Annotated in this window: 26 protein-coding genes; 13 read left to right on the top strand and 13 right to left on the bottom strand. The window is 68.5% G+C overall.

Annotation, left to right across the window (positions count from 1 at the left end; translation table 11 throughout):
• The first annotated feature begins 227 nt into the window (after positions 1 to 227).
• Positions 228 to 1,019, top strand: a complete 792-nt coding sequence (locus tag HWX25_RS27260; RefSeq protein ID WP_175911553.1) for an SDR family oxidoreductase — start codon at positions 228 to 230, stop codon at positions 1,017 to 1,019.
• Between the two features lie 282 nt (positions 1,020 to 1,301).
• Here HWX25_RS27260 and HWX25_RS27265 read toward each other — a convergent pair whose 3' ends face one another.
• Positions 1,302 to 2,282 carry an NAD-dependent epimerase/dehydratase family protein gene (locus HWX25_RS27265; protein WP_175911555.1) on the bottom strand — a complete coding sequence of 327 codons (981 nt, stop codon included), beginning with the start codon at positions 2,280 to 2,282 and terminating at the stop codon, positions 1,302 to 1,304.
• 99 nt (positions 2,283 to 2,381) lie between these two features.
• Here HWX25_RS27265 and HWX25_RS27270 point away from each other — a divergent pair, with 99 nt between their 5' ends.
• Positions 2,382 to 3,281, top strand: coding sequence for a LysR family transcriptional regulator (locus HWX25_RS27270; RefSeq protein WP_175911557.1), 900 nt, complete (start codon positions 2,382 to 2,384; stop codon positions 3,279 to 3,281).
• Between the two features lie 40 nt (positions 3,282 to 3,321).
• Here the strand turns inward: HWX25_RS27270 and HWX25_RS27275 are convergent, their stop codons facing one another.
• Both HWX25_RS27275 and HWX25_RS27280 read right to left on the bottom strand, forming a co-directional pair.
• Positions 3,322 to 3,642, bottom strand: a complete 321-nt coding sequence (locus tag HWX25_RS27275; protein ID WP_059692167.1) for a hypothetical protein — start codon at positions 3,640 to 3,642, stop codon at positions 3,322 to 3,324.
• A 196-nt stretch (positions 3,643 to 3,838) separates the two neighbouring features.
• Positions 3,839 to 4,711 (bottom strand): LysR family transcriptional regulator, encoded by an 873-nt coding sequence (locus HWX25_RS27280; protein WP_059509127.1) that lies wholly within the window; start codon positions 4,709 to 4,711, stop codon positions 3,839 to 3,841.
• 137 nt (positions 4,712 to 4,848) lie between these two features.
• On the opposite strand from HWX25_RS27280, the gene HWX25_RS27285 reads away from it, so the two are divergent.
• Complete coding sequence (locus HWX25_RS27285; protein ID WP_175911558.1) at positions 4,849 to 6,309, top strand: MFS transporter; 1,461 nt, start codon at positions 4,849 to 4,851, stop codon at positions 6,307 to 6,309.
• A 69-nt stretch (positions 6,310 to 6,378) separates the two neighbouring features.
• On the opposite strand, the gene HWX25_RS27290 is transcribed toward HWX25_RS27285, so the two are convergent.
• The gene (locus HWX25_RS27290; RefSeq protein ID WP_059819387.1) at positions 6,379 to 6,576 is read right to left on the bottom strand and encodes an oxidoreductase-like domain-containing protein; all 198 of its coding nucleotides are present in this window, start codon (positions 6,574 to 6,576) and stop codon (positions 6,379 to 6,381) included.
• A gap of 177 nt (positions 6,577 to 6,753) precedes the next feature.
• The gene (locus tag HWX25_RS27295) at positions 6,754 to 7,467 is read right to left on the bottom strand and encodes an SDR family NAD(P)-dependent oxidoreductase (RefSeq protein ID WP_175911560.1); all 714 of its coding nucleotides are present in this window, start codon (positions 7,465 to 7,467) and stop codon (positions 6,754 to 6,756) included.
• Between the two features lie 297 nt (positions 7,468 to 7,764).
• Here HWX25_RS27295 and HWX25_RS27300 point away from each other — a divergent pair, with 297 nt between their 5' ends.
• On the top strand, positions 7,765 to 8,442 hold the full coding sequence (locus tag HWX25_RS27300; protein WP_059819389.1) for a dihydrodipicolinate reductase C-terminal domain-containing protein: 678 nt from the start codon (positions 7,765 to 7,767) through the stop codon (positions 8,440 to 8,442).
• A gap of 83 nt (positions 8,443 to 8,525) precedes the next feature.
• On the opposite strand, the gene HWX25_RS27305 is transcribed toward HWX25_RS27300, so the two are convergent.
• Entirely contained in the window at positions 8,526 to 9,335 is an 810-nt protein-coding gene (locus tag HWX25_RS27305; RefSeq protein WP_175911562.1) for an SDR family oxidoreductase, read from the bottom strand.
• A complete protein-coding gene (locus tag HWX25_RS27310) occupies positions 9,332 to 10,165 on the bottom strand; it encodes a molybdenum cofactor biosynthesis F family protein (RefSeq protein ID WP_175911564.1) in 834 nt (277 codons plus the stop codon). Before HWX25_RS27310 ends, HWX25_RS27305 begins: the two co-directional genes overlap by 4 nt.
• 170 nt (positions 10,166 to 10,335) lie before the next feature.
• On the opposite strand from HWX25_RS27310, the gene HWX25_RS27315 reads away from it, so the two are divergent.
• From HWX25_RS27315 to HWX25_RS27325, 3 genes are all read left to right on the top strand, one after another.
• The gene (locus tag HWX25_RS27315; protein ID WP_175911566.1) at positions 10,336 to 11,130 is read left to right on the top strand and encodes an AraC family transcriptional regulator; all 795 of its coding nucleotides are present in this window, start codon (positions 10,336 to 10,338) and stop codon (positions 11,128 to 11,130) included.
• A gap of 213 nt (positions 11,131 to 11,343) precedes the next feature.
• The gene (locus HWX25_RS27320; protein WP_175911568.1) at positions 11,344 to 12,267 is read left to right on the top strand and encodes a DMT family transporter; all 924 of its coding nucleotides are present in this window, start codon (positions 11,344 to 11,346) and stop codon (positions 12,265 to 12,267) included.
• A 151-nt stretch (positions 12,268 to 12,418) separates the two neighbouring features.
• Positions 12,419 to 12,967: a hypothetical protein gene (locus HWX25_RS27325; RefSeq protein ID WP_059819391.1), complete on the top strand. Its 549-nt coding sequence runs from the start codon at positions 12,419 to 12,421 to the stop codon at positions 12,965 to 12,967.
• A gap of 90 nt (positions 12,968 to 13,057) precedes the next feature.
• Here the strand turns inward: HWX25_RS27325 and HWX25_RS27330 are convergent, their stop codons facing one another.
• Positions 13,058 to 13,192 carry an entericidin A/B family lipoprotein gene (locus tag HWX25_RS27330; protein ID WP_059449563.1) on the bottom strand — a complete coding sequence of 45 codons (135 nt, stop codon included), beginning with the start codon at positions 13,190 to 13,192 and terminating at the stop codon, positions 13,058 to 13,060.
• 235 nt (positions 13,193 to 13,427) lie between these two features.
• Here HWX25_RS27330 and HWX25_RS27335 point away from each other — a divergent pair, with 235 nt between their 5' ends.
• The 6 genes from HWX25_RS27335 (at position 13,428) to HWX25_RS27360 (ending at position 20,142) form a co-directional block, all read left to right on the top strand.
• The gene (locus tag HWX25_RS27335; RefSeq protein WP_059819392.1) at positions 13,428 to 14,723 is read left to right on the top strand and encodes an aspartate carbamoyltransferase; all 1,296 of its coding nucleotides are present in this window, start codon (positions 13,428 to 13,430) and stop codon (positions 14,721 to 14,723) included.
• Between the two features lie 440 nt (positions 14,724 to 15,163).
• Positions 15,164 to 17,407 (top strand): TonB-dependent siderophore receptor, encoded by a 2,244-nt coding sequence (locus HWX25_RS27340; protein ID WP_175911570.1) that lies wholly within the window; start codon positions 15,164 to 15,166, stop codon positions 17,405 to 17,407.
• Positions 17,408 to 17,410: 3 nt separating this feature from the next.
• The gene (locus HWX25_RS27345; RefSeq protein WP_175911572.1) at positions 17,411 to 18,166 is read left to right on the top strand and encodes a tetratricopeptide repeat protein; all 756 of its coding nucleotides are present in this window, start codon (positions 17,411 to 17,413) and stop codon (positions 18,164 to 18,166) included.
• Complete coding sequence (locus HWX25_RS27350) at positions 18,163 to 18,846, top strand: Fe2+-dependent dioxygenase (RefSeq protein WP_175911573.1); 684 nt, start codon at positions 18,163 to 18,165, stop codon at positions 18,844 to 18,846. The genes HWX25_RS27345 and HWX25_RS27350 overlap by 4 nt, the downstream gene beginning before the upstream one ends.
• A gap of 367 nt (positions 18,847 to 19,213) precedes the next feature.
• Complete coding sequence (locus HWX25_RS27355; RefSeq protein ID WP_059526676.1) at positions 19,214 to 19,798, top strand: nucleotidyltransferase family protein; 585 nt, start codon at positions 19,214 to 19,216, stop codon at positions 19,796 to 19,798.
• 200 nt (positions 19,799 to 19,998) lie between these two features.
• Positions 19,999 to 20,142 carry a hypothetical protein gene (locus HWX25_RS27360; RefSeq protein ID WP_006752960.1) on the top strand — a complete coding sequence of 48 codons (144 nt, stop codon included), beginning with the start codon at positions 19,999 to 20,001 and terminating at the stop codon, positions 20,140 to 20,142.
• A gap of 64 nt (positions 20,143 to 20,206) precedes the next feature.
• On the opposite strand, the gene HWX25_RS27365 is transcribed toward HWX25_RS27360, so the two are convergent.
• Genes HWX25_RS27365 through HWX25_RS27385 form a run of 5 tightly spaced genes read right to left on the bottom strand, consistent with a single transcriptional unit; the run spans position 20,207 to position 26,193 of the window.
• Positions 20,207 to 20,965: an SDR family oxidoreductase gene (locus HWX25_RS27365; RefSeq protein ID WP_175911574.1), complete on the bottom strand. Its 759-nt coding sequence runs from the start codon at positions 20,963 to 20,965 to the stop codon at positions 20,207 to 20,209.
• Complete coding sequence (locus HWX25_RS27370) at positions 20,962 to 22,509, bottom strand: FGGY-family carbohydrate kinase (protein WP_175911575.1); 1,548 nt, start codon at positions 22,507 to 22,509, stop codon at positions 20,962 to 20,964. The genes HWX25_RS27365 and HWX25_RS27370 overlap by 4 nt, the downstream gene beginning before the upstream one ends.
• Before the next feature lie 34 nt (positions 22,510 to 22,543).
• Entirely contained in the window at positions 22,544 to 23,632 is a 1,089-nt protein-coding gene (locus HWX25_RS27375; protein ID WP_059819399.1) for an alcohol dehydrogenase catalytic domain-containing protein, read from the bottom strand.
• A gap of 46 nt (positions 23,633 to 23,678) precedes the next feature.
• Complete coding sequence (locus HWX25_RS27380; RefSeq protein ID WP_175911576.1) at positions 23,679 to 24,686, bottom strand: ABC transporter permease; 1,008 nt, start codon at positions 24,684 to 24,686, stop codon at positions 23,679 to 23,681.
• The gene (locus tag HWX25_RS27385) at positions 24,673 to 26,193 is read right to left on the bottom strand and encodes a sugar ABC transporter ATP-binding protein (RefSeq protein WP_175911613.1); all 1,521 of its coding nucleotides are present in this window, start codon (positions 26,191 to 26,193) and stop codon (positions 24,673 to 24,675) included. The genes HWX25_RS27380 and HWX25_RS27385 overlap by 14 nt, the downstream gene beginning before the upstream one ends.
• Positions 26,194 to 26,219: the final 26 nt, after the last annotated feature.

The raw sequence follows: 26,219 nt of genomic DNA on the forward strand, positions 1-26,219 counted from the left end.
ACGCCCTTCACGGCTTCCCCTTCGCAACCGAGACTCCCCGTACCCTAAAATGCAGCTTCCTTTAACGACCATCCAGCTCCAAGTACTCCGCTCCCGCCAGGCTCCTTTTGGTTTTGGAAAGTACTGATCCGGCCAGTCGCCCCGGTGCGCGTTCATCCTTTCGGCGGATACCGGCGTGCGTCGGTGCCGCCTAAAGTGACCGGAAACGACACCTTCCGGAGAACGCCATGACGCACCCGCAACCCCGCACGATCGCCATCACCGGCGCCGGCACCGGCATCGGCGCCGCGTGCGCGCGCCGCTTCGCCGCCCGCGGCGATCGCGTCGTGCTGATCGGACGGCGTCGGGCGCCGCTCGACGCGCTCTCCGCCGAGACGGGCGGCCTCGCGCTCGCCGGCGACGCCGCGAGCACGGCCGACTGGGCCCGCTTCCTGCCGGAGATCGCCGCACGGTTCGGCTCCGTCGATGCGCTCGTCGCATGCGCGGGCGGCCACGGTCTCGGCCGCGCGGACGAAACCGACGACGCGCAATGGCGCGACGCGCTGCATGCGAATCTCGACACCGCGTTCGTCAGCGCACGCGCGTGCCTGCCCGACCTGATCGCGCGGCGCGGCAGCATCGTGCTGGTCGCGTCGATCGCCGCGCTGGCGGCCGGGCCCGGCGTATGCGGCTACACGGTCGGCAAGCATGCGCTGCTCGGGCTCGCGCGTTCGCTCGCACGCGACTACGGGCCGCACGGCGTGCGCGCGAATGCGGTGTGCCCGGGCTGGGTCCGCACGCCGATGGCCGACGCGGAAATGGCACCGCTGATGTCCGCTCACGGCGATACGCTCGACGGCGCCTATGCGCGCGTCAGTGCCGACGTGCCGCTGCGGCGCGCGGCCGATCCGGACGAAATCGCGGCCGTGTGCGCGTTCCTGGCGTCGCCCGACGCGTCGTTCGTGACCGGCGCGACGCTCGTGGCCGACGGCGGCGCGATGGTCGTCGATGTGCCGACGCTCGCGTTCGACACGCCGTGACGCCGGGAGACACGCAGCCCACGTGACACCGCATTGCGGACGCCGCGCAACGTCGAGCGCGCGTGCCGTCCGGCATTCGGACGGCCGCCTTCACCCCCGCACGTCGCGGTATCCAGCAGATGCGCGCGAAACCGCTCGGCCGCGTTGCGTGGCGCCTCGATCCGGTGCGCGGGCGCTGTCTTCGGCACCGGTATGCGGTCGAGGTAGTGCCGGTCGTCGCAGGATGCAAGGTGGCCGGTGCGCATGCGATCGAGCGCATGAACCGCATGCGGGGGCCCGCCATCATCGCAAGCAGCCCAGCCCCGCGAGCGCCGTCTCCACCGCGGTATCGAGCGGCGTCACCGGCTCGCGGCCCAGCACCGCCGTCACCCGCGCATTGTCCATCCGGAGCGGCTCGCGCCACAGATAGCGCATTTCGAGCATCTCGCGCATCGTCGTGACGAACGGCGCCGCGGCCCACACGAGCCACCACGGGAAGCGCCGCACCGTCGGCCGCATCCCGTGCCGCTGCGCGACGCGGCGCACGGCCTGCGCCATCTGCGTGCCGTCCGCGTCCCAGTGCCCGCCGAAATGGAAGCGCGCGAACGGCTCCAGCGTGTCGCGTCGCTCGAGCAGCTCGATCATCGTGCGTGCGACGTCCGGCAGGTACGCCCATTGATGGCCGACGCCCGGCCGGCCCGGCACGCTGATGGCCGCGACGGGCCGCCCGGCCTTGACGAGCCCCTGCCCGAACCAGTTGTTGCCCGCATGCGCCCCGAAGAAATCGCCGGCCCGCACGATGATCGTCCGGACGCCCTGCGCGGTCGCCGCCTGCAACCGCCGCTCCATCTCGACGCGGATCGCGCCCTTGCGCGTCACCGGATGCTGCGGCGCGTCTTCGCGCAACTCGGGAAACGCGTCGGGGCCGTAGTTGTAGATCGTCCCCGGCAGCACGACGGTCGCCTGCGCCACCGTCGCCGCCGCGATCGTGTTGTCGAGCATCGGCAACACCTGCGTCGACCAGTTCCGGTAGCCGGGTGGGTTCACCGCATGCACGATCACGCTGCAGCCGCGCGCCGCGCGGACCACCGCGTCGCGGTCGAGCGCGTCGCCACGCATCCATGCGATCCCGTCGCGCTCCACCGTCCCGGCGTCGAGCCCGCGCTTGAGCGCGCGCACCTGCCAGCCGGCATCGCGCAACTGACGCGCGACCTCGCCGCCGATGCCTCCGCTCGCGCCGAGCACGAGTGCCTGTCGTTGCGTTCCGCCTGCGTTTGCCGTCATGGCCGTTCTCCGTGAATGAACCGTTGTCTGCACGCATTCTGGCGCGGAGCCGCCTAACAAGGAATTGCCAAACCCAATCGATCAGCTATACATTTATGTATGACCATCGATCTGAACTGGGAACGCTACCGCACCTTCCTCGCCGTGCTGACGGAAGGCTCGCTGTCGGGCGCGGCGCGCGCGCTCGGCATCACGCAGCCAACGGCCGGCCGTCACGTCGCGGCGCTGGAGACCGCGTTCGGCCAGACGCTATTCACGCGCTCGCCGTCGGGGCTGCTGCCGACCGAGGCGGCGCTCGCGCTGCGTGGTCATGCCGAGGCGTTGCGCAGCGCGGCGGCCGCGTTCGAGCGCGCGGCCGCGAGTCACGGCGCGGGCGTGCGCGGCACCGTGCGGATCTCGGCCAGCGACGTGATCGCGGTCGAGGTGCTGCCGCCGATGCTTGCGCAGTTGCGGCGCGATCATCCGGGGCTCGTCATCGAACTGGTGCCGACCGACCGCATCCAGGACGTACTGAAACGCGAGGCCGACATCGCGGTGCGGATGGCGCCGCCCGCGCAGGAAGCGCTCGTCGCACGGCGCATCGGCGAGATCGACGTCGCGCTGCATGCCCGCGACGACTACCTGGCGCGCAACGGGACGCCATCGTCGACGGACGAACTCGCGCATCACGCGCTGATCGGTTTCGATACGGTGACGCCGTTCATCCGTTCGGCGGGACGCGGGATGCCGCTGTGGAAGCGCGATGCGTTCGCGCTGCGCACCGACAGCAATCTCGCGCAGCTCGCGATGATTCGCGCCGGCTACGGGATCGGCTTCTGCCAGAACCGGCTCGCGCAGCGCGATGCGCGGCTCGTGCGCGTGCTGCCGGACGGGCCCGCGATGAAACTGGAAACCTGGGTGGTCATGCACGAGGATCTGCGGGCGAGCCCGCGTTGCCGGGCCGTATTCGATGCATTGGCGAACGGGCTGCGCGCATATGCCGAAGGGACGGCCGACTAGGCCGTTCCAGCCCGCCGCGCCCGCGCATCGCCGCGACGCGCTATTCGTAGATCTTGCCGGCGAACAGGATGTCGGCCATGCGCCGCCACGGGTTGTCGGGCAGGTCGTAGCAGCGCAGCCCGTCCTCGGACGCCTCGGCCCAGTCGACCATCGCCTCCAGGTACTCGCCGATCGAGCGGTTTTCCCAGCCGAGCGCGGCGGCCGCGAACGGCGACGGCGGCACGTCGGCGTCGAGCTGGCGCTCCTTTTGCCAGTCGTGGCCGAGCACGCGCAGGAAGTGGATCAGCGAGCGCTCGTCGACCACCCGCTCCAGCGCGTGCTGCAGCCGCGCGGCCATCTCGCTTTTCAGTTCGTCGTTCATGCGTCTCGCCCCCTGCTACGCAACGTTCGGAAAGCTTCCACCTCGCACCAACCGGGATACGTTTCCTCGACGATGAAGAAATCGTCGAAATGGACCAGCCCGAGCCGCTCGAACGATGATCCCGAAATCTCCCGATATTTTCATCGGTACCGACTCGCGTCGAATACGTGCCTCTGCGCCGATGCGCATGCCTGCTTCACATCAGCAACTGCCGCGACAGCACCTCGCGCGCCTGCGTGACCGTCTCGCGTTCGCCCGGCATCGGCGGCGTCAGCGAGAACACGGCGTCGGGCAGCGCCGGCAGCCGGTATTTCGCGCCGAGCCGCACGAGACCCTCGCCGATCGCCGATGCGCACAGGCAGCCGACGCCGAGCCCCGCCGCGAGCATCGACTGCAGCCCCGCGACACCCGACGCGCTGTGCACGAGCACATACGGCGCGTGCTGCTCGTCGAGCGAGCGCACGGCGATCTGATGCATCATGCAGTCGTCCGGCAGCAGCACGAGCGGCAACGGCTCGGGCAACTGCTCGGCGAGCGCGGGCGATGCGACCCACGACAGCGGCTCGCGCCGCAGCACCCAGCGCGTATCGGCCGACGCGGGCCGGAACGGGCCGCTCGACAGGTTCATCACGACACCGAGGTCGATCTGTCCGCGCGCATGCGCGGCTTCGATCTCCGCGCTCTTCATCGCGCTCACGTGCAGGCTCAGTTGCGGGTAGCACTCCCGCAACCGCGCGAGCAGGCCCGCGACTTCATGCGTCCGGTAGTAATCGGTGATCGCGACGCGCAACTCGCCCTTGATCGCCTGTCCGCGTACTTCGTCGAACGCGGCCTCGTTCAGCGCGACGATGCGGCGCGCATGCTGCAGCAAACGTGCGCCGGCCGGCGTCGGCTCCACGCCGCGCTTGCTGCGCACGAACAGCGGCACGCCGGCGCGCGATTCGAGCTTGCGCACTTGCTCGCTCACCGTCGACTGTGACAGATGCAGCAACGGCGCGGCCGCCGTAAGGCTGCCCGCATCCGCCACCGCCGCGAAAGTGCGCAACTGATCCAGATCGAAACCGCGCATCGCCTTCTCCATCCATCGAATAACCCGATGGATGCTACCACTAATTCCCGCTTTTCCGATTCATCGGCAATCCGCAGAATGTTGGTTCAACGGGTTTCGACCTACGGTGCGGCCCTCATTCTTCCGGACTTCCGTTCATGACCGACAACACCCTCGCCCCTTGCGCGCCGGCCGGCACGGCCGCCGCGGCGGCGCCGCGCAGCCATCACGGCTGGGCGCTCGTGGTCCTGCTGGTCGGCGCCATTCTGCCGCCGCTCGACTACTTCATCGTGAATCTCGCGCTGCCGGCCATCCGCGACGGCATCGGCGCACGACCGTCCGAGCTGCAGCTCGTCGTGTCGGCCTACGCGTGCGCGAACGCGGTCGTGCAGATCACCGGCGGGCGTCTGGGCGACCTGTACGGCCGCAAGCGGATGTTCATGATCGGGATGGCCGGCTTCGTCGTCGCATCGACGCTGTGCGGGCTCGCCGGCAGCGGCGCGGTGCTGGTCGGCGGCCGCGTGCTGCAAGGCCTGTTCGCCGCGATCCTCGCGCCGCAAGTGCTCGCGACGATCCGCAGCGTGTTCAGCCCGCAGGAGCAGGTGCGCGTGATGGGTTTCTACGGTTTCGTGTTCGGCCTCGCGGCCGTGATCGGCCAGCTGGGCGGCGGCGCATTGATCAGCCTGCATCCGTTCGGGCTCGGCTGGCGCGCGATCTTCCTGGTCAACGTGCCGATCGGCATCCTCGCGCTGCTCGGCAGCCGGCGCTTCATCCCGGAAAGCCGGCCACCGCGCGGCCAGCGTATCGACGTGCCAGGCACGGTGCTGCTGTCGCTGTCCCTGCTGATGCTCGTCTATCCGCTCACGCACGGACGCGAGGCAGGCTGGCCGCTGTGGATGGTCGCGTGCATCGCCGGAGCGCTGCCGATGCTCGGCGCGCTGCTGGCGGTCGAAGCGCGCCGGCTCGCCGGCGGCCGCGATGCGCTGCTCGACGTGCGCCTGCTGCGCAATCCGGTCGTCGCGCTCGGGCTCACGCTCGCGTTCCTGTTCTACATGCTGAGCGCGTTCTTCCTGAGCTACGGGATCTATCTGCAGGGCTGCTTCGACTGGTCGCCGCTCGCGTCGGGGCTGGCGATCCTGCCGCTCGGCATCGGCTTCCTCGCGAGCCCGCTGCTGATGCCGCGCCTCGTCGACCGGTTCGGCGGCCATCGCGTGCTCACGCTCGGCTTCGCGATGCTCGCGGCCGGCGTCGCGACCGCCGCCGCACTGGCCGGCGACCACGCGCCCGGCCCGGGCTTTTACGCGGGCATCGCGGCGATCGGCATCGGGCAAGGCCTCGTGCTGCCGTCGGTCGTGCGGATCGTGCTCGCGGAAGTCGACGCGGCGCGCGCCGGGGTCGCGTCGGGCATGGTCAGCACGATGCTGCAGATCGGCGCGGCCGTCGGGGCGGCGACACTCGGCGGGCTGTTCTTCGCACGGCTCGGCGCGCAACCGGGCGCGCTCGACTACGTGCACGGGTTCAGGACGGCGATGTGGGCGCTGACGGTCGTGCTGCTCCTGTGCGTCGCGTTGTCGGCCGCGCTGGGGCCGATGCATCGCCGGGCGCGGGCCGGCGCGTGACGACGCGGGTCGGACGACACATCGCCGGCAGCGAATCGGGGCATGCGCGATCGCTTGCCGGCATCGAGCTCACTTGGGGTGCCTGGGTTGCGCGTGCCGCGCTTCCCATTCGGCCAGCTCGACGCGATAGCGCGCCAGCGCTTCGTCGTACAGGTCGAAAACGCACGGCGAGCAGCCGCTGTTGCAGCAGTCTTCCAGTTCGGGTTGTTCGGGCGGGGTGGGACGCGGATCGTCGGCGAGCGTTTCCGCGGAGGCAGGCTTGGTCACGGCTTCAGTCACATGATGTCGAACGTTCAGTATACGGTGATGGTCCGTTGCATGCAGGCATGCCGACCGTATGCAACCGCGCCACCTGCTGATCGAAATCGCGACGATCGCGCAAGCGCCGCGTGCGCGATTTCGCATGCCCTGACGTCATACGCGAGTGCGACCGTCCGCCATCCGCTACGCCACGCGACCGCTCACGGGAATCGATGCACCGGTGATCGCCTGCGCGTCAGTCGACAGCAGGAACCCGATCGTCGCGGCGATCTGTTCGGGCTGGACCCAGCGCGTGAAATCCGCGTCGGGCATGTCCGCGCGGTTCGGCGGTGTGTCGATGATGCTCGGCAACAGCGCATTCACGGTCACGCCGCGATCGAGCAGTTCCGCCGCCAGCGCCTCGGTGAGTCGCGCGACGCCCGCCTTCGCGGCCGCATACGCGCCCATTCCCGCGCCTGCCTTGAACGCCGCGCCCGCGCCGATGTTGACGATGCGGCCCGCCGGGCTCGCCACCAGATACGGCAGCGCGGCCTTCGACGCATTCAGCGCCGTCTTCACGTTCAATTCGTACATGCGGTCCCACGTGGCCGCGTCGCCATCGGCGATCGTCTGCCACACGAACGCGCCTGCAATGTTCAGCAGCGCGTCGACCCGGCCGAATTCGCGATTCACGGTGTCAAGCGCGCGCGCAGCCGCCTGCGGATCGACGAGATCGATGCCGCCGAGGCGCAACGCATCGGCCGGCACGCCGGGCAACGCCTGCGCGTCCGGCGCCGTGCCACGGCCGATCAGCGCGACGTGAGCGCCGTGCCGGCCGAGCCAGGCGGCGGTTGCGACGCCGAGATGGCCGAATCCGCCGGTGATCGCGACTGCCTTGCCTTTCAGGTCGTGTTCCATCGATGTGCTCTCCTGAGTCGAAGGGGGTTGGATGATACGCGGTTCGGTGCAATGCCGGCCGCGACACGGGCGTGCCCGGCCGGCGTTTCGACAGCGTAGCGCCGTTCACGCCTCCATGCGCACGGCGACACAGGCGTCGCCGCCGACGAAGCCGATCCGTCGATCCGCCGCGGCGGTGCTGGTGCACACCACGCGTGACGGCGTGGCCGGGCATAATGCGCGATCACGGCGCGCCGCACGATGCACCGTCATCGCGCCGTTTGCGTACCGAACCCCGAACCTCAACCCGTCTATCCCATGCAAGTACTCGTCGTTGGCACCGGCAAGCTGGCAACCGAACTGCTCGGCTCGCACCGGCTCGACCCGGCAACCTGTCGCGTGATGGCCTGGTCGGACCCCGCACGTGGCGACGTCCGTTCGATCGTCGTTCACGCCGGATCCGGCCGCGAGCTGCCTGCCGCGATCGAATTCTGCCGCGCAACGGGGTCGCCGCTCGTCGAGCTGTCCACAGGCTCAGACCTCGAAACCGGATCGCACGACTTCCCCGTCGTGCTCTGTCCGAATACGAACATCCTGATGCTCAAGTTCATGAGCATGCTGGAAACCAGCGGGCATCTGTTTCGCGACTGCCACATCAGCGTGACGGAATCGCACCAGGCCAGCAAGACGTCCGTGCCCGGCACCGCGGTCGGCATCGGCCAGTCGCTCGGCGTTTCCGCGCAGGACATCCACTCCGTGCGGGACCCCGCCGAGCAGCGCGACGCATTGCAGATTCCCGACGACCAACTCGGCCGCCATGCGTTCCACCGGATCCGCATCGAGGACGGCGCATGCAGCCTGCAATTCGAATCCCGCGTGTACGGCGCGTCGCCCTACGCGGATGGCGTGTCGCGGATCGTCGAGGCCGTCCGGCAGCACGAGCTCGAACCTCGCCGGTACTCGATCGTCGAGTTCATTCACAACGGTTGGCTGTAAGCACAACGATGCGCGCGACGCGTCGGCGAGGCCCCCGCCGGCCCACTCGACGGCCCTGATCGCACGATCGCGCACGCGCCCTCTTAGCCGTCACCCAGCACGGCCCCGCTTTCCGGCAACGTCGCCCCGCCGTCGACGACGATCGTCTGCCCGGTGATGTACGCCGCATCGGCCGACGCGAGAAACAGCATCGCGTTCGCGATGTCCTCCGGCTCGCCCATTCGCGCGAGCGGAATGTCGCGCGCGATCTGCGCGGCGACCGACGCATCGCCGAGATTGCCGGCCGCCGGCGTGCGGATCATCCCCGGCTCGACGCCGTTGACCGTCACGTTGCGGCGCGCGAGTTCGAGCGCCGCCGCGCGAATGAAGCCGTTCACGCCTGCCTTCGACGCCGCGTAGTGCGCGAGCCCCGGATAGGCGACGCGCGGCCCGGTCACCGACGACGTGACGAGCAGCCGCCCCGCCCCCACACGCTCGAATGCCGGCAGCGCGGCCTGTGCAAGCCAGAACAGCGCCGACAGGTTGACCGACAGCGTGCGTTCGAGCATCGGCGCATCGATCCGCTCGAACGGAGTCAGCGGGAAATACGCGGCGTTGTGAACGACGACGTCGATCCGGCCGCCGTCGCGCTCGACCGCGTCGACCAGCGCGACGAGTTCGTCGCGGCTCGCGGCGTCGACGCGATACGCGCACGCAGCGCCGCCCGCGCTGGCAAGCGCGTCCGCCTGCGCGGCAGCGGCATCGCCGTTGAGATCGGCGAGCGCGACGAACGCACCGGATTGCGCGAAACGGCGCGCGATCGCCGCGCCGATTCCCTGCGCCGCGCCCGTGACGAGCACGACACGGCCACTGAAATCCGCACGCAGGCGGCCGCTGCCTGGCACGGCATTCATCGTTGCGCCTCGCCGGCGAGCGGATACACGGTTTCGTTCAGCACCTGCGCATGCGCGCCGATCGGGAAGTTCGACAGCGTGCCGAAATCGCCGCCCTGGTATCCGAAGATCTTGCCGTCCGTCTTGCGTTGCGCGAGGTCGATCAGCACGACGCCGAGCGTCGGCACCACCTTCTCGCGCCATACGAACAGATACAGCTGCTCGGCGATCCTGAAGTAATGGCAGCGGTCCACGTCGGCCAGCCCGCCTTCGACGCCCTGCAGGCACTGCCACGCGTAGAAGTTCTCGTTCAGGTAGATGTGCTCGTAGCATTCGGTCGGGCTGTAGCGATACATCGTGCGCTTGCCGACCAATTCGCGCGTGGGCCCGTGCAGCGGGCCCGGCCGCGCATGGCCGCCGAGCGTGCCGTGCCTGAATGTCGCATCGACGCCCGTCAGCGGCAGCCCGCGCGCGACGCGCGTGAACGCGTCGACCTGCGTGTCGGCTTCGGTCGGCAGCGTGCCGATCACCGACGTCCACACGCCGCCGCCGACGTCGATCACGAGACTGACCGACGTCGCGCGCGCTGCCGGGTCAATGTAATCGACGAAGTACAGGTCGTCGCGCAGCCGCGTGACACGGCACGGCGCACGGCCGCCCGCGTCGGTCGCCGCGTCGCGCCATTGCAGCGCGCCCGCCTCGAACGTATAGACGCGCCATGCGCCCGATGCGTCGCCGAGGGCCAGCGATCGCCCGACGAGCTCGTCCACGGGCGCGAGGACGTTCGCGTTCGGCGCGAAGCCGTCCGCGAGCGCGCCAACCTGAATGAATACCGGGTCCTGTCGTTCCACCTGCCGTCTCCCGCGCAGCCTCAGGCCCGGCGGGCCGTGTACGCTGCTCATGTGCACATGGTGCGGGCTGCGCGCGCCGCGCGGTATCGGCCAAAAGGATGAAGGGCGCGCGGCGCCGGAACGCGCTAAAGTGCACGTGATCCGCGCCGCTGCCGGCGCGAGGAGCGCCCATGCACCGTGTCACCCATTACCGACGCACCGATGAAGGCATCGAGGCGATCAGCCTCGAGTCCGACCGCACGTTTCCGCGGCACGCGCACGACGAATTCGGGGTCGGCGTGATCGTCAGCGGCGCGCACCGGTCCTGGAGCGGCCGGGGGCAGGTCGATGCGCTGGCCGGCGACGCGATCATGGTCAATCCCGGCGAGATGCACGACGGCATGCCGATCGAAACGGGCACGGGCCGGCGTTGGCGGATGCTGTACCTCGCGCCCGCACTGGTCGCGGGCGTCGCGGCGGAAGAAGGCCTCGGCGGTGTCGAGCTCGCGCACCCGGCAGTGCGTGACGCGCGGCTCGCGGCCGCGTTCGGACGGCTGCATGCACGGCTCGTCGCAGGAGACACGCTGCCGCTCGCCCGCGACGAGGCGCTCGTCACGCTGGTCGCCGGGCTGCTTGCGCGGCACTCGAACCGCGCGCTGCCGCCCGCCGGCGTCGCACCGGCGATCCGCGTCGCCCGCGAGCGACTCGATGCGGCGCCCGCTGCACCCGTTTCGCTGGCGGAACTCGCCGGCCTGAGCGGCGTGAGCCGCTTCCAGCTGCTGCGCGGATTCGCGCGCGAACTCGGCATCACGCCGCACGCCTATCTGATGCAGTCACGCACGCGGCTCGCGCGCGCACTGCTCGCGAGCGGCCGGCCGATCGCGGATGCCGCGGCCGAAGCCGGTTTTGCCGACCAGAGCCACCTGACGCGCGCATTCGCACGCCAGTTCGGGATCACGCCGGGACGATTCACGCAGGCAGGCTGACGGGCCTCGCCTCGCAGCGTGACCATGCGGTGCGCGCCGATGTCGATCGTCGCCGTCCGGCAGCAACGGCTCCGGATGACGGCGCTACCGGTCAACCGGAGGTGCCGGATACATCGCCGTTCCCGCTCACCCGCCCCGCTCACCGACGCCGCGGCAATTTCCGCTGCAATTTCGTTCAAGACGCCCGCGCCGCCGCACGCGACGATGCGGCACATGAAGACACGACTGATTGGCTATCTCTATCTCGCCGCCGCAATGGCCGGCGTCGGCAGCACCGTCATCGCGAGCCGCCTCGCGGCCGGCGGCCTGCCGCCGTTCGCGGCCACCGCGCTGCGCTTCCTGATCGCAACCCCGCTGCTGTTCGCGCTGATGCGAGCACAGCGAATGCGATGGCCGCGGGTCTCCGCACGCGACGCCGTGCTGCTCGTCGTGCAGGCCGCGGCGGGCGGTGTCGGCTATACGGTGCTGCTGATCAGCGGCACGAAGCTGTCGTCGCCCGTCGATGCAGGCGTGATGCTCGGCACGCTGCCGGCGATGTCGACGCTGATCGCGGCGGTCGTGCTGCGCGAACGGCAGACGCCGCGCGACTGGGGCGCGGCCGCGCTGGCCACCGCCGGCGTGCTGTTCGTCACGTTCGCGCCCGGCCAGGCCATGCCGTCGCTCCGGACACTCGCTGGCGACGCGCTGGTGCTGGCCGCCGTCGCTTGCGAGGCCGTGTTCATCCTGCTCAACCGGCGGCTGTCGGCGCCGTTGCCGCCGCTCGCGCTGTCGACGGCGATGTCGGGCCTCGGCTTCGTGCTCGCGCTGGTGCCGGCCGCGTTCGAATGGCATGCGCTCGCGACCGGCTGGAACATCGGCGCGGTGTCGGCGATCGCGTACTACGCGCTGGTGCCGACCGTGCTCGGCTATCTGTGCTGGTACGCGGGTTCGGCTCGCACGAGCGGCACCGAAGCCGCGCTGTTCACGGCGGTCGCGCCGGTCTCGGCCGTGCTGTTCGCGGTCGCGCTGTTCGGTGAGACGCTCGGCGGCACGCGATTGCTCGGCATCGCGCTCGTCGTCGCGGGGATGCTGGTGGGTGCGACGCAGCGGCGCGAGCCGCCGGCACGCATCGCGTCAGCCGGTTGTCTCGATGGCTAACCCGTTCGTCGATCGATGGCCGTCATCGCGCGCCATAGACGACTGTAGGAATGTGTCCGCACGCGGCAAAATCGTTGCGTACCGTCGCGCAAGATGCAATATTCGCGTGGCCGGGCCATTTGACAACCATCGAACAATAATTCGCATTGCCATGAACAAGAAGGAAGCCAAAACAAGAATCGCGGCGCTGCTGTCCGCGGGCGCGAGGAAAGCCGACGTGCTCGCCGAGCTCGCCGGACAGGGCCTCAAGGATCGCGTGCTCGCGCGCCTGATCGCGTCGCGCCCCGACCCCGAACTGTGCCGAAAGAACAAGGTGCATACCCGGATCCTGATCGCGCTCGGCATCGCGCAGTTGCTGATCAGCCTCGCACTCGCCTATCTGCTCCTGGTGGACGGGCTCAGCATCGGCGCCGCGGTGCTGTTCCTCGCGTTGACGGTGCCGCTGTCGCTGCTGTTCATCTGGGGCTTCGCGACTCATCGCGTTGGCGCGTATCACGCGTTCATCGTTCTGTCGCTGCTGCAAGTGCCGAGGACCATCGCCGATCTCGGCCGCGATCCGTCGGCCGCGCTGCCGACCCTCGGGGTGACGGTCATCCTGGTCGGCTACGTCTGGTTCGTCCGCAACCGGCTGTTCCCGGACTTCGGCTGGTTCACGCCGCGCAAGGTCGAGGGCCGTTACGCGTTCGTGGAAAGCGCCTGACGCTGTCGACCGCGCGCCATGAAAAAGGCGCCGGGCCGCCCCGCGATCGCGGGACGGCCCGGCGCCTTCTGCATTCCGGAATCCGGTGGCTTACTTGGCCTTTTCGGCCGTATCGCTAATTGCCTGGCCACCCTTCGAAATGTCCTGCCCCATGCCTGCAACGGTATTGCAACCGGCGAGCGCGGCGGTCACCACCAGCAGCACTGCAGCAATCGTACGCGTCATTCTCATTCTCCTTCGAGTCAACATGCCCGACCGGGCGAATCGTATGCGGCGTCGATGCCCTGCGGCGCGCAGGACACGGGGCCTGACCTGATTATACGGAGACGGCCGCCGCGCGCCAGTGTTCGCCGGGCCGGGCGTAACCCAGGCCACACGGGCCGTCGCGCAGATTTTCCTTGACTTCGGCGGGCCTCGAACTAATATACGCACCGCGTATATTTCTCATCAGGTGCCGCCGATGACCGTTCCCCAACAAGCCTTCCTGCGCGACGCGATGCGCCGCCTCAACATGACCCGCGAAGCGTTCGCGAACCGCATCGGCGTAAGCCGTCGTGCGCTGGACACGTGGCTGTTGCCCGACGACTCGCAGGAATCGCGCGGCATGCCCGAGATCGTCGAGCGCTTCGTGTCGGAAATCGTCGAACGCCCGGCACCGGATGGCGGAGACTATACGCAAAGCGTAGAAAAGCAGGGGCTCGCGAAGCAATTCCTGTTCGAAGGCAAGCCGCAACTGATTTCCGTGGACCAGTTTTCACGGGATTCGGTCGAGGCGCTGTTCCGCGTCGCCGACGTGATGCAGCCGATCGCGCGCCGCCACAAGATCTCGCGCGTGCTCGAAGGCGCGGTGCTCGGCAACCTGTTCTTCGAGGCCAGCACGCGCACTCGCGTATCGTTCGGCGCGGCTTTCTGCCGGCTCGGCGGCTCGGTGTGCGACACGACCGGGTTCACGTTCTCGTCGATGGCCAAGGGCGAATCGATCTACGACACGAGCCGCGTGATGGCCGGCTACGTCGACGCGCTCGTGATCCGCCACCCGGAGAAAGGCTCGGTTGCGGAGTTCGCGCGCGCGACCAACCTGCCGGTGATCAATGGCGGCGACGGCCCGGGCGAGCACCCGAGCCAGGCGCTCCTCGATCTCTATACGATCCAGCGCGAGTTCTCGCGCCTCGGCAAAATCGTCGACGGCGCGCATATCGCGCTCGTCGGCGACCTGAAATACGGCCGCACCGTGCACTCGCTCGTCAAGCTGCTCGCGCTGTACCGCGGGCTCAAGTTCACGCTCGTGTCGCCGCCGACGCTCGAAATGCCCGCATACATCATCGAACAGATCGCGACGAACGGCCACGTGATCGAGCAGACGAACGACCTCGCGGCCGGGCTGCGCGGCGCGGATGTCGTCTATGCGACGCGGATCCAGAAGGAGCGCTTCACCGACGAGTCGTTCGAAGGCTACACGCCGGATTTCCAGATCAACCAGGCGCTCGTCGACTCCGTCTGCAAGCCCGACACGCTGATCATGCACCCGCTGCCGCGCGACAGCCGGCCCGGCGCGAACGACCTGTCGGTCGACCTGAACCGCGATCCGCGCCTCGCGATCTTCCGGCAGACCGACAACGGCATTCCGGTCCGGATGGCGATCTTCGCGGTGCTGCTCGGCGTCGAGAATCTGGTTCAACATTCGATGCGCGACGCCACATGGCGCCCGCCGGCGTACCTCGGGCCGGAGGATGCGGTGTTTCACGGGATCGATTGACCCGCGGACGTAACACACGCAACGCGCCGTCTTCTACGGCGCGTTTTTCATTTTCGATGCGGATGATGCGGGCGCGGCCGGCCCCGCGTCAGCTGCCCCATGGATCGATCACGCGCAGGCCCGCCGCTTCGAACGGCGCGACGTCGTGTGTGGCCACGACACCCTGTTGTTACTCTGAACGAACGAAGATGCGACCACTGTAATCGGTCCGCCACGCCCATCACACTCGGCCATTCGGCCATCCTGCCCCTCCCCGCAAGCGTTCAAGCCCCCTGCAACATTCGTCAACATTCTCATCACAAATGCGAACAAGAACGCTTCTCATTTAAAGAAAAATTACATAGAATGCCGCCTGAAAACAAATCGTAATAATTCCCGGCGGCGTGCACATTTCCGTAGCGCGTCGTTCCAGGGGCCACACTGCGAGGTCGAAGCGCATCATGAAGTCCCGTCCTGAAGAGCTGAAGCTCGGCAAATTCACCACCCTGTGCAGCGTGCTCGCCGCGAGCCCTGCGTTCGCCGACGGCACGCCGCCGCCCGCACCGGTCAGCACCGAAGGCCATCTGGCGCCGATCGAGGTCCAGGGCAAGGCCGAGCACAGCTACAAGGCCGACTTTTCCGCCTCCACGAAATTCACCGCGCCGCTCGTCGACACGCCGAAGTCCGTGACCGTGATCCCGCAGGAGCTGATCCAGAGCAGCGGCGCGGCAACGCTGACCGAGGCGTTGCGCACCGTGCCGGGCATCACGTTCGGCGCCGGCGAAGGCGGCAACCCGCTCGGCGATCGTCCGTTCATCCGCGGCTACGACACGCAAGGCAGCATGTTCGTCGACGGGATGCGCGACACGGGCGCGACCACGCGCGAGATCTTCAACACCGAGCGCGTCGAGATCACCAAGGGCTCCGACGGCGCATACGGCGGCCGCGGCGGCGCGGGCGGCAGCATCAACCTGATCACGAAAGCGCCGCACCTCGGCACGACGGCGGCCGCGAGCGCCGGCCTCGGCACCGATCGCTACCGCCGCTTCACCGCCGACGGCAACTGGCAGTTCGCCGACCACGCGGCGTTCCGCCTGAACCTGATGAGCCACAACAACGACGTCGCGGGCCGCGACGCCGTCAACAACGAGCGCTGGGGCGTCGCGCCGTCGATCGCGTTCGGTCTCGGCACGCCGACGCGCGTGACCGCGAGCTACTACCACCTGTCGACCGACGACATGCCCGACGGCGGCATTCCGTACTTCTACACGACGTCGAACAAGCCTGCGAACGTCGACACGATCTATCCGGCGCCCGTCGACCGCCACAATTTCTACGGCCTGATCGACCGCGACTTCCGCAAGACCACGTCGGACATCAGCACGATCAAGATCGAGCACGACATCACGCCGAATCTGACGGTGCGCAACACCACGCGCTACACGGAGTCGACCCAGGACTACATCTGGACGCAGCCCGACGACAGCCAGGGCAACGTGGTCAACGGCAAGGTCTGGCGCCGCAACAACAACCGCAACAGCTCGGTCAACAGCCTCGCGAACCTGACCGAACTGTTCGGCGAATTCCGCACCGGCCCGTTCAAGCACAGCTTCTCGACCGGCATCGAGCTGTCGCGCGAATGGGGCAAGCGCGATTCGTACACGGTCGCGACCGACAAGGGCACCATCTGCCAGCAAGGCATCGGCGCGCCGTCCGGCTACAACTGCACGAGCCTGTGGTCACCGAACCCGAACGATCCGTGGGCCGGTTCCGTCACGCGCAACAACGACTATGCGCATGCGCGCACCACGACCAAGTCGATCTACGGCTTCGACACGATCGAGCTCACGCCGCGCTGGCAAGTGAACGCCGGCGTGCGCGTCGACGACTATTCGACCCGCTTCACCGACACCAAGGCCAACGGCAGCAAGACCTACACGCGCGACGACACGCTCTTCAACTGGCAGGCCGGCCTCGTGTTCAAGCCCGCGCAGAACGGCAGCATCTACGCGTCGTATGCGACGTCGTCGACGCCGGCCGGCATGCTGCTCGGCGAAGGCAGCGAATCGCAGTCGCTCACGCCGGGCCGCGGCGGCGTCGGCCCGAATGCCGATCAGATGGCCCCCGAGAAGAACCGCAGCATCGAACTCGGCACGAAGTGGAACGTGCTGAACGACAAGCTATCGCTGACCGCCGCGCTGTTCCAGATCGACACGACGAATGCACGCGTGACGCTGCCGAACAACCAGTACGCGATGGTCGGCAACAAGCGCGTGCAGGGCCTCGAACTCGGTGTCGCCGGGCAGATCACGAAGCAGTGGCAGGTGTTCGGCGGCTACACGTACATGAAGAGCGAGCTGCGCGACAACGGCAAGGATGCCGCGAACAACGGCCACCGGTTCCCCAATACGCCGAAGCACAGCCTGACGATGTGGTCGAACTACGACGTGACGCCGAAATTCACCGTCGGCGGCGGCGCGTTCTACATGTCGGAAGTGTTCGGCGATCCCGCGAACCTGCGTGCGGTGCCGTCGTACTGGCGCTTCGACGCGATGGCGCAATACCGGATCAACAAGAAGCTCGACCTGCAGCTGAACGTGAACAACCTGTTCAACCGCACGTACTTCGATCAGGCGTATCCGGCGCACTACGCGTCGATCGCGCCGGGCCGCTCGGCGTTCATCACGCTGAATGCGCGCTACTGATCGATGGAAACCATCTCGCTGAAGGCGCTCGCGTCGGTGTCGCCGCGCGCGTTCGCCGACATCCTGGCCGGCCCGCCCGAGCGCGCCGCCGCGTGGGTCGCGGCGGCTGCCGACAACGGGATCGTCGACGCGCAGGCCGTCTACGGCCAGTACCTGCTCGACGGGCACGGCGTCGCGCGCGATCCGGCCGCTGCATTCGGCTGGTTCCGACATGCGGCGCGGGCCGGTCACCCGATGGCGATGAACATGCTCGGCCGCTGCTACGAGTTCGGCTGGGGGACGGCCGCCTGCGCGCCGGTGGCCGTGTACTGGTACCGGCTCGCCGCGCAGGCCGGCCTCGACTGGGGCATGTACAACCTTGCGACGGCGCTCGCGCTCGGCAACGGCGTCGCCGAGGATCGCGCCGCCGCGCTCGACTGGTTTCGCCGCGCCGCCGCGCTCGGCCATGCGAAATCGATCAACCTGATCGGCGGCTTCTACGAGGACGGCTGGGTCGTGGCCGTCGATGTCGACGCCGCGTTCGACCACTATCGCCGCGCCGCCGAGGCCGGCGATTTTCGCGGCCAGTTCAACTACGCACGGCTGCTCGCCGATCGCGGGCGCGTCGACGAAGCCCTCGTCTGGTTGGCGCGCGTGCCGGCCACCGCCACCCCCGCGTTCGTCGCGAAGATGCGCGCGTATCTCGCGTCGTCGCCGCTCGACGCGTTGCGCGCGGCGGCGCTGCAGTTGCCGTCTCATGGCATGGAATCCGAATCATGATGCTTCATATCCCCGGCGTGCTGACCCAGGCACAGGTCGCGCAATGCCGCGAGATGCTCGATGCCGCCGACTGGGTCGACGGCAACGCGACGTCCGGCACGCAGTCGGCGCTCGCGAAACGCAACCGGCAGTTGCCGGAAGGTTCGCCGGTCGCGCGCGCGGTCGGTGATGCCATCCAGGATGCACTGGCCCGACATCCGCTGTTCTTTTCGGCGGTGCTGCCGCTGAAGGTGTTTCCGCCGCTGTTCAATCGCTACGAAGGCGGCGAGGCGTTCGGCACGCATGTCGACAACGCGATCCGGCTGCTGCGCGGCACGGATTTTCGCGTGCGTAGCGACCTGTCGGCGACGTTGTTTCTCGAAGAACCGCACGCGTACGACGGCGGCGAGCTGTGCGTGGAAGATACGTACGGCGTGCATCGCGCGAAGCTGCCGGCGGGCGATCTCGTGCTGTATCCGGCGTCGAGCCTGCATCACGTGACACCCGTGACGCGCGGCGAGCGTGTCGCGTCGTTCTTCTGGATCCAGAGCATGGTGCGCGACGACGGCGATCGCACGCTGCTGTTTCAGCTCGATACGCAGATTCAGGCGTTGTCGGCGGAAAAAGGCGCGAAGAATCCGATGGTCATCTCACTGACGGGGATTTATCACAACCTGTTGAGGAAGTGGGCGGATGCGTAGTCGCGGCAATCACGCCCGCTATGCACGCGCCATGCGCAAGTGCACGGGCCATCGCCCCCTTCCCGTGCCGGCATTCATCTAACGAAATCGCCGATGACGGACGACGCGCCTTGCATCGCATTCACCGGCGACGGTTTCATCGATTACCGTCGGAATGGTTGGCATGGGTCGTCCGGCGAGCGCCATTGGACCGTGATGCAAGTTGAATCGCCCGCGATATGACGCGTCGTCCAGGGAACCTTCCCCAACGAACGCCCCCGCCGACATTCTTTCCGACGACAACGCCCCCGCATCGGTAACATCCGCACTTGCCGATCCCCGCCCGCTCCCGCACAATCGGGCCACCTGCCTTCCTCCCCCCGCGCCGATGTCCTATGCGTCACTCGCCACCGGCGTCCTGCTCGCCGGCGGTCTCGGTCAACGCTTCGACCCAAGCGGTCTGCACAGCAAGCTGCTCGCGCTGCTTCCCGACGGCACGCCGGTTGCGGTCGCGGCCGCGCGTCGCCTCGCCGCGGCCACCGCCGACGTGATCGCCGTCGTGCGTCCCGGCGCGGAAAAACTCGCGATTCTGCTGAACGAAGCCGGCTGCCAGGTCGTCTATGCGCCCGACGCGATGCGCGGCATGGGCGCGAGCCTCGCAGCGGGCGTCCGCGCGACGCCGGAAGCAACCGGCTGGCTGGTCGCGCTTGGCGACATGCCCTGGATCGCGGCATCCACCTACGAAGCGGTGACGCGCGCGCTCGACGCCGACGACGCATCGATCGTCGCCCCCGTTCATCGCGGCGTGCGCGGTCATCCGGTCGGCTTCGCCGCGCACCATTACGATGCACTGGCCGCGCTCGACGGCGATACGGGCGCCCGCGCGTTGTTCGCGAGCGCACCGGTCAACCTGCTCGGCGTCGACGATCCCGGCATACTGCGCGACGTCGACACGCCCGCGGATCTGCGCTGACATCGGCGCGCGCCGGCCGCACCGCACATCGTGGATGCCGGCCTTCGCGCGATCCGGCGCGATACCTGCAGAGGCTCGCATGTCGCCGGCAATCCGCATGCCGCCGCGAGAATCCCGCTGCAAACACCCGCCCGATTGCCTATAACGGAGACGAGGCGCGCCCGCCGCGCCACCGCCGCCACGCATTGCGCGAGTTCCCCATGGACCACACGACCCCGATGCCCGAGCCCCCGGCCGACCCGAACCGCGATCCGGAAGACGATCCGTTGTCGCCGCCACCACCGGGGCATCCTCACGACAACCCGCAGCAACCCGACGGACCGCCGAGCAAGGACCCGGTCTAGCCGGCGTCCGCCCCGACCCGCGACGGCCACCGGCCGTGCCGGTGCCGCCGCGAGCGTCCGTCCGCTACCGCGCCGTATATCCGCCGTCGATCGCCAGCGACACGCCGCTGATCATCGACGCCGCGTCGCTGAGCAGGAACAGGATCGGCTCGACCACCTCGTCCGGCTCCGCGAAGCGCCCGAGCGGAATCGCCGCGAGCATCGGCGCGCGCTTCTCCGGCTCGCTCCACGCGAACTGCGCCATTGGCGTGAGCGTGACGGTCGGGTTCACGCTGTTCACGCGAATTCCGTGCGCGCCGAGTTCGATGCAGAGCACGCGTGTCATCGCGTCGAGCGCCGCCTTCGATGCGCAATAGCTCAGATGCGCGGGCAGGCCGACGAGCGCGGCCTGGCTCGATACGTTGACGATGCTGCCCCGCGCGCGTGCCGCGCCTCGCCCCGCACGTTCGATCATCTTCCGCGCGACGGCCCGCGCGACCAGCGCCGCGCCGCGCGCATTGACGGCCATCACGCGATCGAAGTGCGCCGCACTCACCTCGAGCGCCGGTTCGAGCGACGCGATCCCCGCGCAGTTGACGAGCCCGTCGAATGCATCATGCACGGCGAGCGCCGCATCGATCGCGTGTTCATCGCCGCCGATATCGATGCGCAAGGTTTCGCATGCGATCTCGCCAGCCAGCGAATCGAGCGCGGCCACATCGCGCCCCGCCGCGACGACCCGCGCGCCGGCATGGGCCAGCGCAACCGCGCAAGCGCGCCCGATGCCGCTCGACGCACCGGTGACGAGCACCCGCGCACGGCTGAAATCGAATCGTGTCTTCATGATGACGCGCGCAGTTCGTGCATGATCGGCTTGAGTGCCGGATACAACGCCGTGTAAAGTGCGAAGCGCGCCGCATACGCATTCGCGCGCGCGGCATCGGGACGCGCGCGTTCGACGAGCGTGACCCAGCCGCCTTGCGCGTCGTCGTGCGACACCAGCCCCGCGCCGACGCCCGCGAGCAGCGCGGCGCCCATCGCGGCTTCGACGTCCTGCTCGATCGTCCACACCGGAAAACCGGTCACGTCCGCGATGATCTGCATCCACAGCGCCGAATGCGCGGCGCCGCCGACGACGATCAACCGGTCGTCCAGCGCCGCCGCGCCGCGCCGGCCGGCCTCGATGTTGTGCCGCAGCGCGAACGCGACACCTTCGAGCACCGCGCGATACAGGTGCGCGCGCGTGTGCGCGAGGCTCAGCCCGACGAATGCGCCGCTCGCCTTCGCGTCCCACACCGGGCTGCGCTCACCCATCAGATACGGCAGGAACAGCACGCCGTCCGCGCCGGGCGGCACGCTTTCGGCCGCTTCCTCGAGCAGCACGTGCGGGTCGCCGTGCGGCAGCAATCGCGCCGCATCGATCTCCGCATGGCAGAACTGATCGCGGAACCACGCGACCGATGCACCGGCCGTGATCGCGCCGCCGAACACGTACAGGTCGCGCTGACCGTTGAACACGTGCGGCATGCTGACGAGCCCGTGCCGCGCATCGACGTGCTGGTTCACGTAGCCCCAGCACATGCTGGTGCCGATCATCGCGACATGCTGGCCGGTGCGCGTCGCGCCGGCCGCGAAGGTCGCGACGGCCGCATCCACGCCGCCCGCGACGACCGGCGTGCCGGCCGGCAGGCCGAGCCGCTCCGTCCATTGCGACAGCAGCCCGCCGACGACGTCGGTCGATTCGACGAGCCGCTCCGGCATCATCGTCGCGGGGATGCCGAGCATGTCGAGCGCATCGTCGGACCACTCGCGGCGCGCGACGTCGTACACGCCGCCGATGTTGCCGGCCGAACTGTGGTCGACCGCGACTTCGCCGGTCAGCAGATAGATCACGTACGCGTTCGGCGGCAGAAAATAACGCACGTTCGCCCACACGTCCGGGCGCTGCTCGCGCAGCCACAGCATCTTGGTGAACCCGTAGTAGCTGTCGACGCCGTTGCCCGTGATCACGCGCAGCCGCTCGACGTTCACGTTCTCGTTCACCCAGTCGACCTCCGCGGTCGCGCGCCGGTCCATCCAGATCAGGCACGGGTGCAGCGGCCGCATGTCGCTGTCGACCGGAATGCCGGAACCGCCATACAGGCTGCTCACGCACACGGCGCGGATCGCATCGGCCGGCACGCCGTGCGCGCGCGCGTCGCTCACGCAGCCCGCGATGCAGTCGAGCACCGCATCGAACCACACCTGCGGCCACTGCTCGGCCCACAGCGGGCGCGGCGTGTCGGGCTGGTAGCCGGCCGAACGGCGCGCGACGATCGTGCCATGCCGGTCGACGAGCAGCGCCTTGGTGCTCTGCGTGCCGATGTCGACGCCTATCACGTATTCCATGATGTCTCCGGTGAGAGATCGCACGAGCCCGCGTTCAACGCGCCGGCTTCAGCAGCACCTTGATCGATTCGGGCGACTTCGCGACGCGGATCGCTTCGTCCCAGTCCTCCAGCGCGAAGCCGTGCGTAACGATGCCTTTCGACGTGACGAGCCCGCGCGCGAGCAAATCGATCGCGACCGGATAACAATACGGCCCCAGGTGCGCGCCGCGCACGTCGAGCTCCTTGCGATCGCCGATGATCGACCAGTCGGCGGTCGTGTCCTCGCCGAACACGCTGAACTCGACGAACCGGCCGAGCTTGCGGATCAGTTCCAGCCCCTGGTTCACGCCGACCGGCGCGCCCGTCGTCTCGATGTACACGTCGCATCCGTAGCCGTCGGTCAGCGCGCGGACGATCTCGCGCGCATCGTCGCGCGTCGGATTGATCGTCACGTCCGCGCCGTATTGCCGCGCAAGTTCGAGCCGCTCGTCGATCAGGTCGATCACGACGAGCTTCTTCGGCGTCTTCAGGTGCGCGACCTGCGTCATCATCAGGCCGAGCGGGCCCGCGCCCGCGATCACCACGACGTCGTCGAGCTGAAGGTCGCCACGGTTCACGGTATGGATCGCGCACGACAGCGGCTCGATGATCGCCGCATCCTCGAGCGACACGCCGAGCGGAATCCGGTGCACGATGGCCGTCGGCGGAATGCGCATGTACTCGGCCATCCCGCCGTCGGCGACCTCGCGCTGGAAGCCGAAGATGTTGTGCACCTCGCACATCCAGTACTGGCCGGACTTGCAGTAGCGGCACTTGCCGCACGGCACGATCTGTTCGGCGATCACGCGATCGCCCAGTGCGACGCCGAAATGCTCGGCCGCGCCGTCGCCGAGCGCTTCCACGTAGCCGAAGAATTCGTGGCCGGGAATCACGGGCGCCTTCACCCACGGGCTCGGGCCGCCCCAGAACATCTTCGCGCCCGTATAGCATTTGCAATCGCTCGCGCAGATCCCGCACGCGGCGATGCGGATCACGAGCTCGTTCGCGCCCGCGCGCGGCTGCGCGACCTGCTCGACGCGGTAATCCTCGGGGCCGTGGCAAACCACCGCGGTCATGCGCGGCTGGGCTTCGGGTGTCGTCATGAGTTGTCTCTTCCGTTGATGATTCGGATGTCTGATGAATGAATCGTTACCGCGACCGTTCGCGGCTGATGTAGATCGCGAGCAGGATGATTCCGCCCTTGATCACGTTCTGCACATACGGGTTCACGCCGATCATGTTCAGCCCGTTGTTGAGCACGCCGAGCAGCAACGCACCGACGAGCGTGCCGAGGATCGCGCCGCGCCCGCCGGAGATCGACGTGCCGCCCATCACGACGGCCGCGATCGCGTCCAGTTCGAAGCCGACGCCTGCGTTCGGCTGCCCGCTCATCAGGCGCCCGGTCAGCACGATCGCGGCAAGCGCCGACGTGAGCCCGGCCAGCGTGTAGACGATCAGCTTCACGCGCGCCACGCGCACGCCGGTGAGCCGCGTCGCCTGCTCGTTGCCGCCGATCGCATACACGTAGCGGCCGAACGGCATGCGATCGAGCAGCAGCCACGCGATCGCATAGACGACCAGCATGATCAGCACCGGCGCCTGGATGCCGAGCACCTTGCCACTGCCGAAGAACGCGACCCAGTCGGGCAGCCCGTCGATCGGATAGCCGCCCGTATAGATGAGCGCGAGGCCGCGCGCGATGCCCATCGTCGCGAGTGTGACGATGATCGGCGGCATCCCCGCGAACGCGACGAACACGCCGTTCAGGAAACCGAACCCGAAGCCCACCGCGATGCCGATCGCGAGCGCCGCGACCGCATTCACGCCGGCGACCATCAACCCGGCCGCGAGCGTACCGGACAACGCCATGACCGAGCCGACCGACAGGTCGATCCCGCCGGTCAGGATCACGCAGGTCATGCCGACCGCGATGATCGCGTTGATCGACACCTGGCGCAGCACGTTCTCGAGATTCGCGGCGGACAGGAAGCTCGGGCTCGCGATCATCATCGCGATGCACACGACGATCAGCCCGACGAGCGGATAGAACAGCGTCGAGCGCCGCAGTTGCGTCCACATCGCGCGCGGCGGCGGCATCTCGCCGGCCGCGGCCGCGAGTGTCGGGGAAGACGGGGAAGAAGAATCATGCAGGTTCATGGGTCGCTCCTCGCGTGCCGGCCGTGGCATGGGTCATGACCGTGTCGGGATCGATCTCGTCGCCTTCGAGCGTCGCCTCGATGCGGCCCTGCCGGAACACGGCGACGCGATCGCACATGCCGACGATCTCCGGCAGCTCGGACGAGATCATGATGATGGCGTAGCCGCGCGCGGTGAGTTCGCGCATCAGCCCGTAGATTTCCGCTTTCGCGCCGACGTCGATGCCGCGGGTCGGCTCGTCGAAGATCAGCACCGTCGCGTGATGATTCAGCCAGCGCGCAATCACGACCTTCTGCTGGTTGCCGCCGGACAGCGTCGCGACCTCGGTGTGGATCGACGGCGCCTTCACGCCGACGCGCCGCATCACGTCGTGCGTCGTGCGCGCTTCGCCGCGTCGATCGATCAGCCAGCGGATCGACCGGTACTTGCCGAGGTTGTTCAGCGAGATGTTGTCGCGAATCGAGAACGACGTGACGAGCCCTTCCGTCTTGCGGCTCTCCGGCAGAAGGCCGATGCCCGCGCGCAGCGCGTCGGCCGGATCGGCGAGCTTCGCCGCCGCGCCGCGCACGCGCACGTCCTTGCGGTGCGCGCGCGTCGCGCCGATCACCGCGAGCGCGGTCTCGGTTCGGCCCGAACCGACGAGCCCCGCGAAGCCCAGAATCTCGCCCGCATGCAGCGCGAAGCGGTTGACCGGGCCGTCGCGCTCGATCTGCAGCGCCTCGACTTCGAGCACGGCGGGCGCATCGGCGGCGCGCGCCGGCTTCGGCGGGAAGCTGCTTTCGAGCCGGCGGCCGACCATCATCCGCACCAGCTGCTCGACGTCCGTGCGCGCGACGTCGGTGGTCGCGACATACTGACCGTCGCGCAGCACCGTGATGCGATCGCACACCGCGAAAATCTCGTCGAGGTGATGCGAGATGAAGATCATCGCGACACCCTGCCGCTTCAGCTCGCGCATGATCGAGAACAGATGTTCTGCCTCCGCCGGCGTGAGCGTGGCGGTCGGTTCGTCGAGGATCAGGATGCGCGCGTCGAGCGACAGCGCCTTGCCGATCTCGACGAATTGCTGCTGCGCGACCGACAGCGTGCGTAGCGGCGCGTCGAGATCGATCGTCACGCCGAGCCGCGCGAAGATGCCGGCCGCGACGCGCCGCATCCGCGTGCGATCGCGCACACCCCAGCGGGTGCGCAGCTCGCGGCCGAGGAACAGGTTGTCGACGGCATCGAGGTGCGGAATCAGGCTGAATTCCTGGAACACGATGCCGACACCGGCCGCGACCGCGTCGTGATAACTCGCGAAATGCCGCGCGCTGCCGTCGATCTCGATCGTGCCGGTATCCGGCTGGTGGATCCCGCAGAGGATCTTCATCAGCGTCGACTTGCCGGCCCCGTTCTCGCCGAGCAGCGCATGAATCTCGCCGCGCGCGATCTCGAGGTGAATGTCCGACAGCGCCTTCACGCCCGGAAAGCTTTTCGTGATGTGACTGAGCGTCAGTATCGTGTCCATCGGCTTCTCCGTGCGAAGGGCGTCGG

It is taken from the genome of Burkholderia sp. BCC1640 (assembly GCF_902833125.1).
Taxonomy (GTDB): Bacteria; Pseudomonadota; Gammaproteobacteria; order Burkholderiales; family Burkholderiaceae; genus Burkholderia; species Burkholderia diffusa.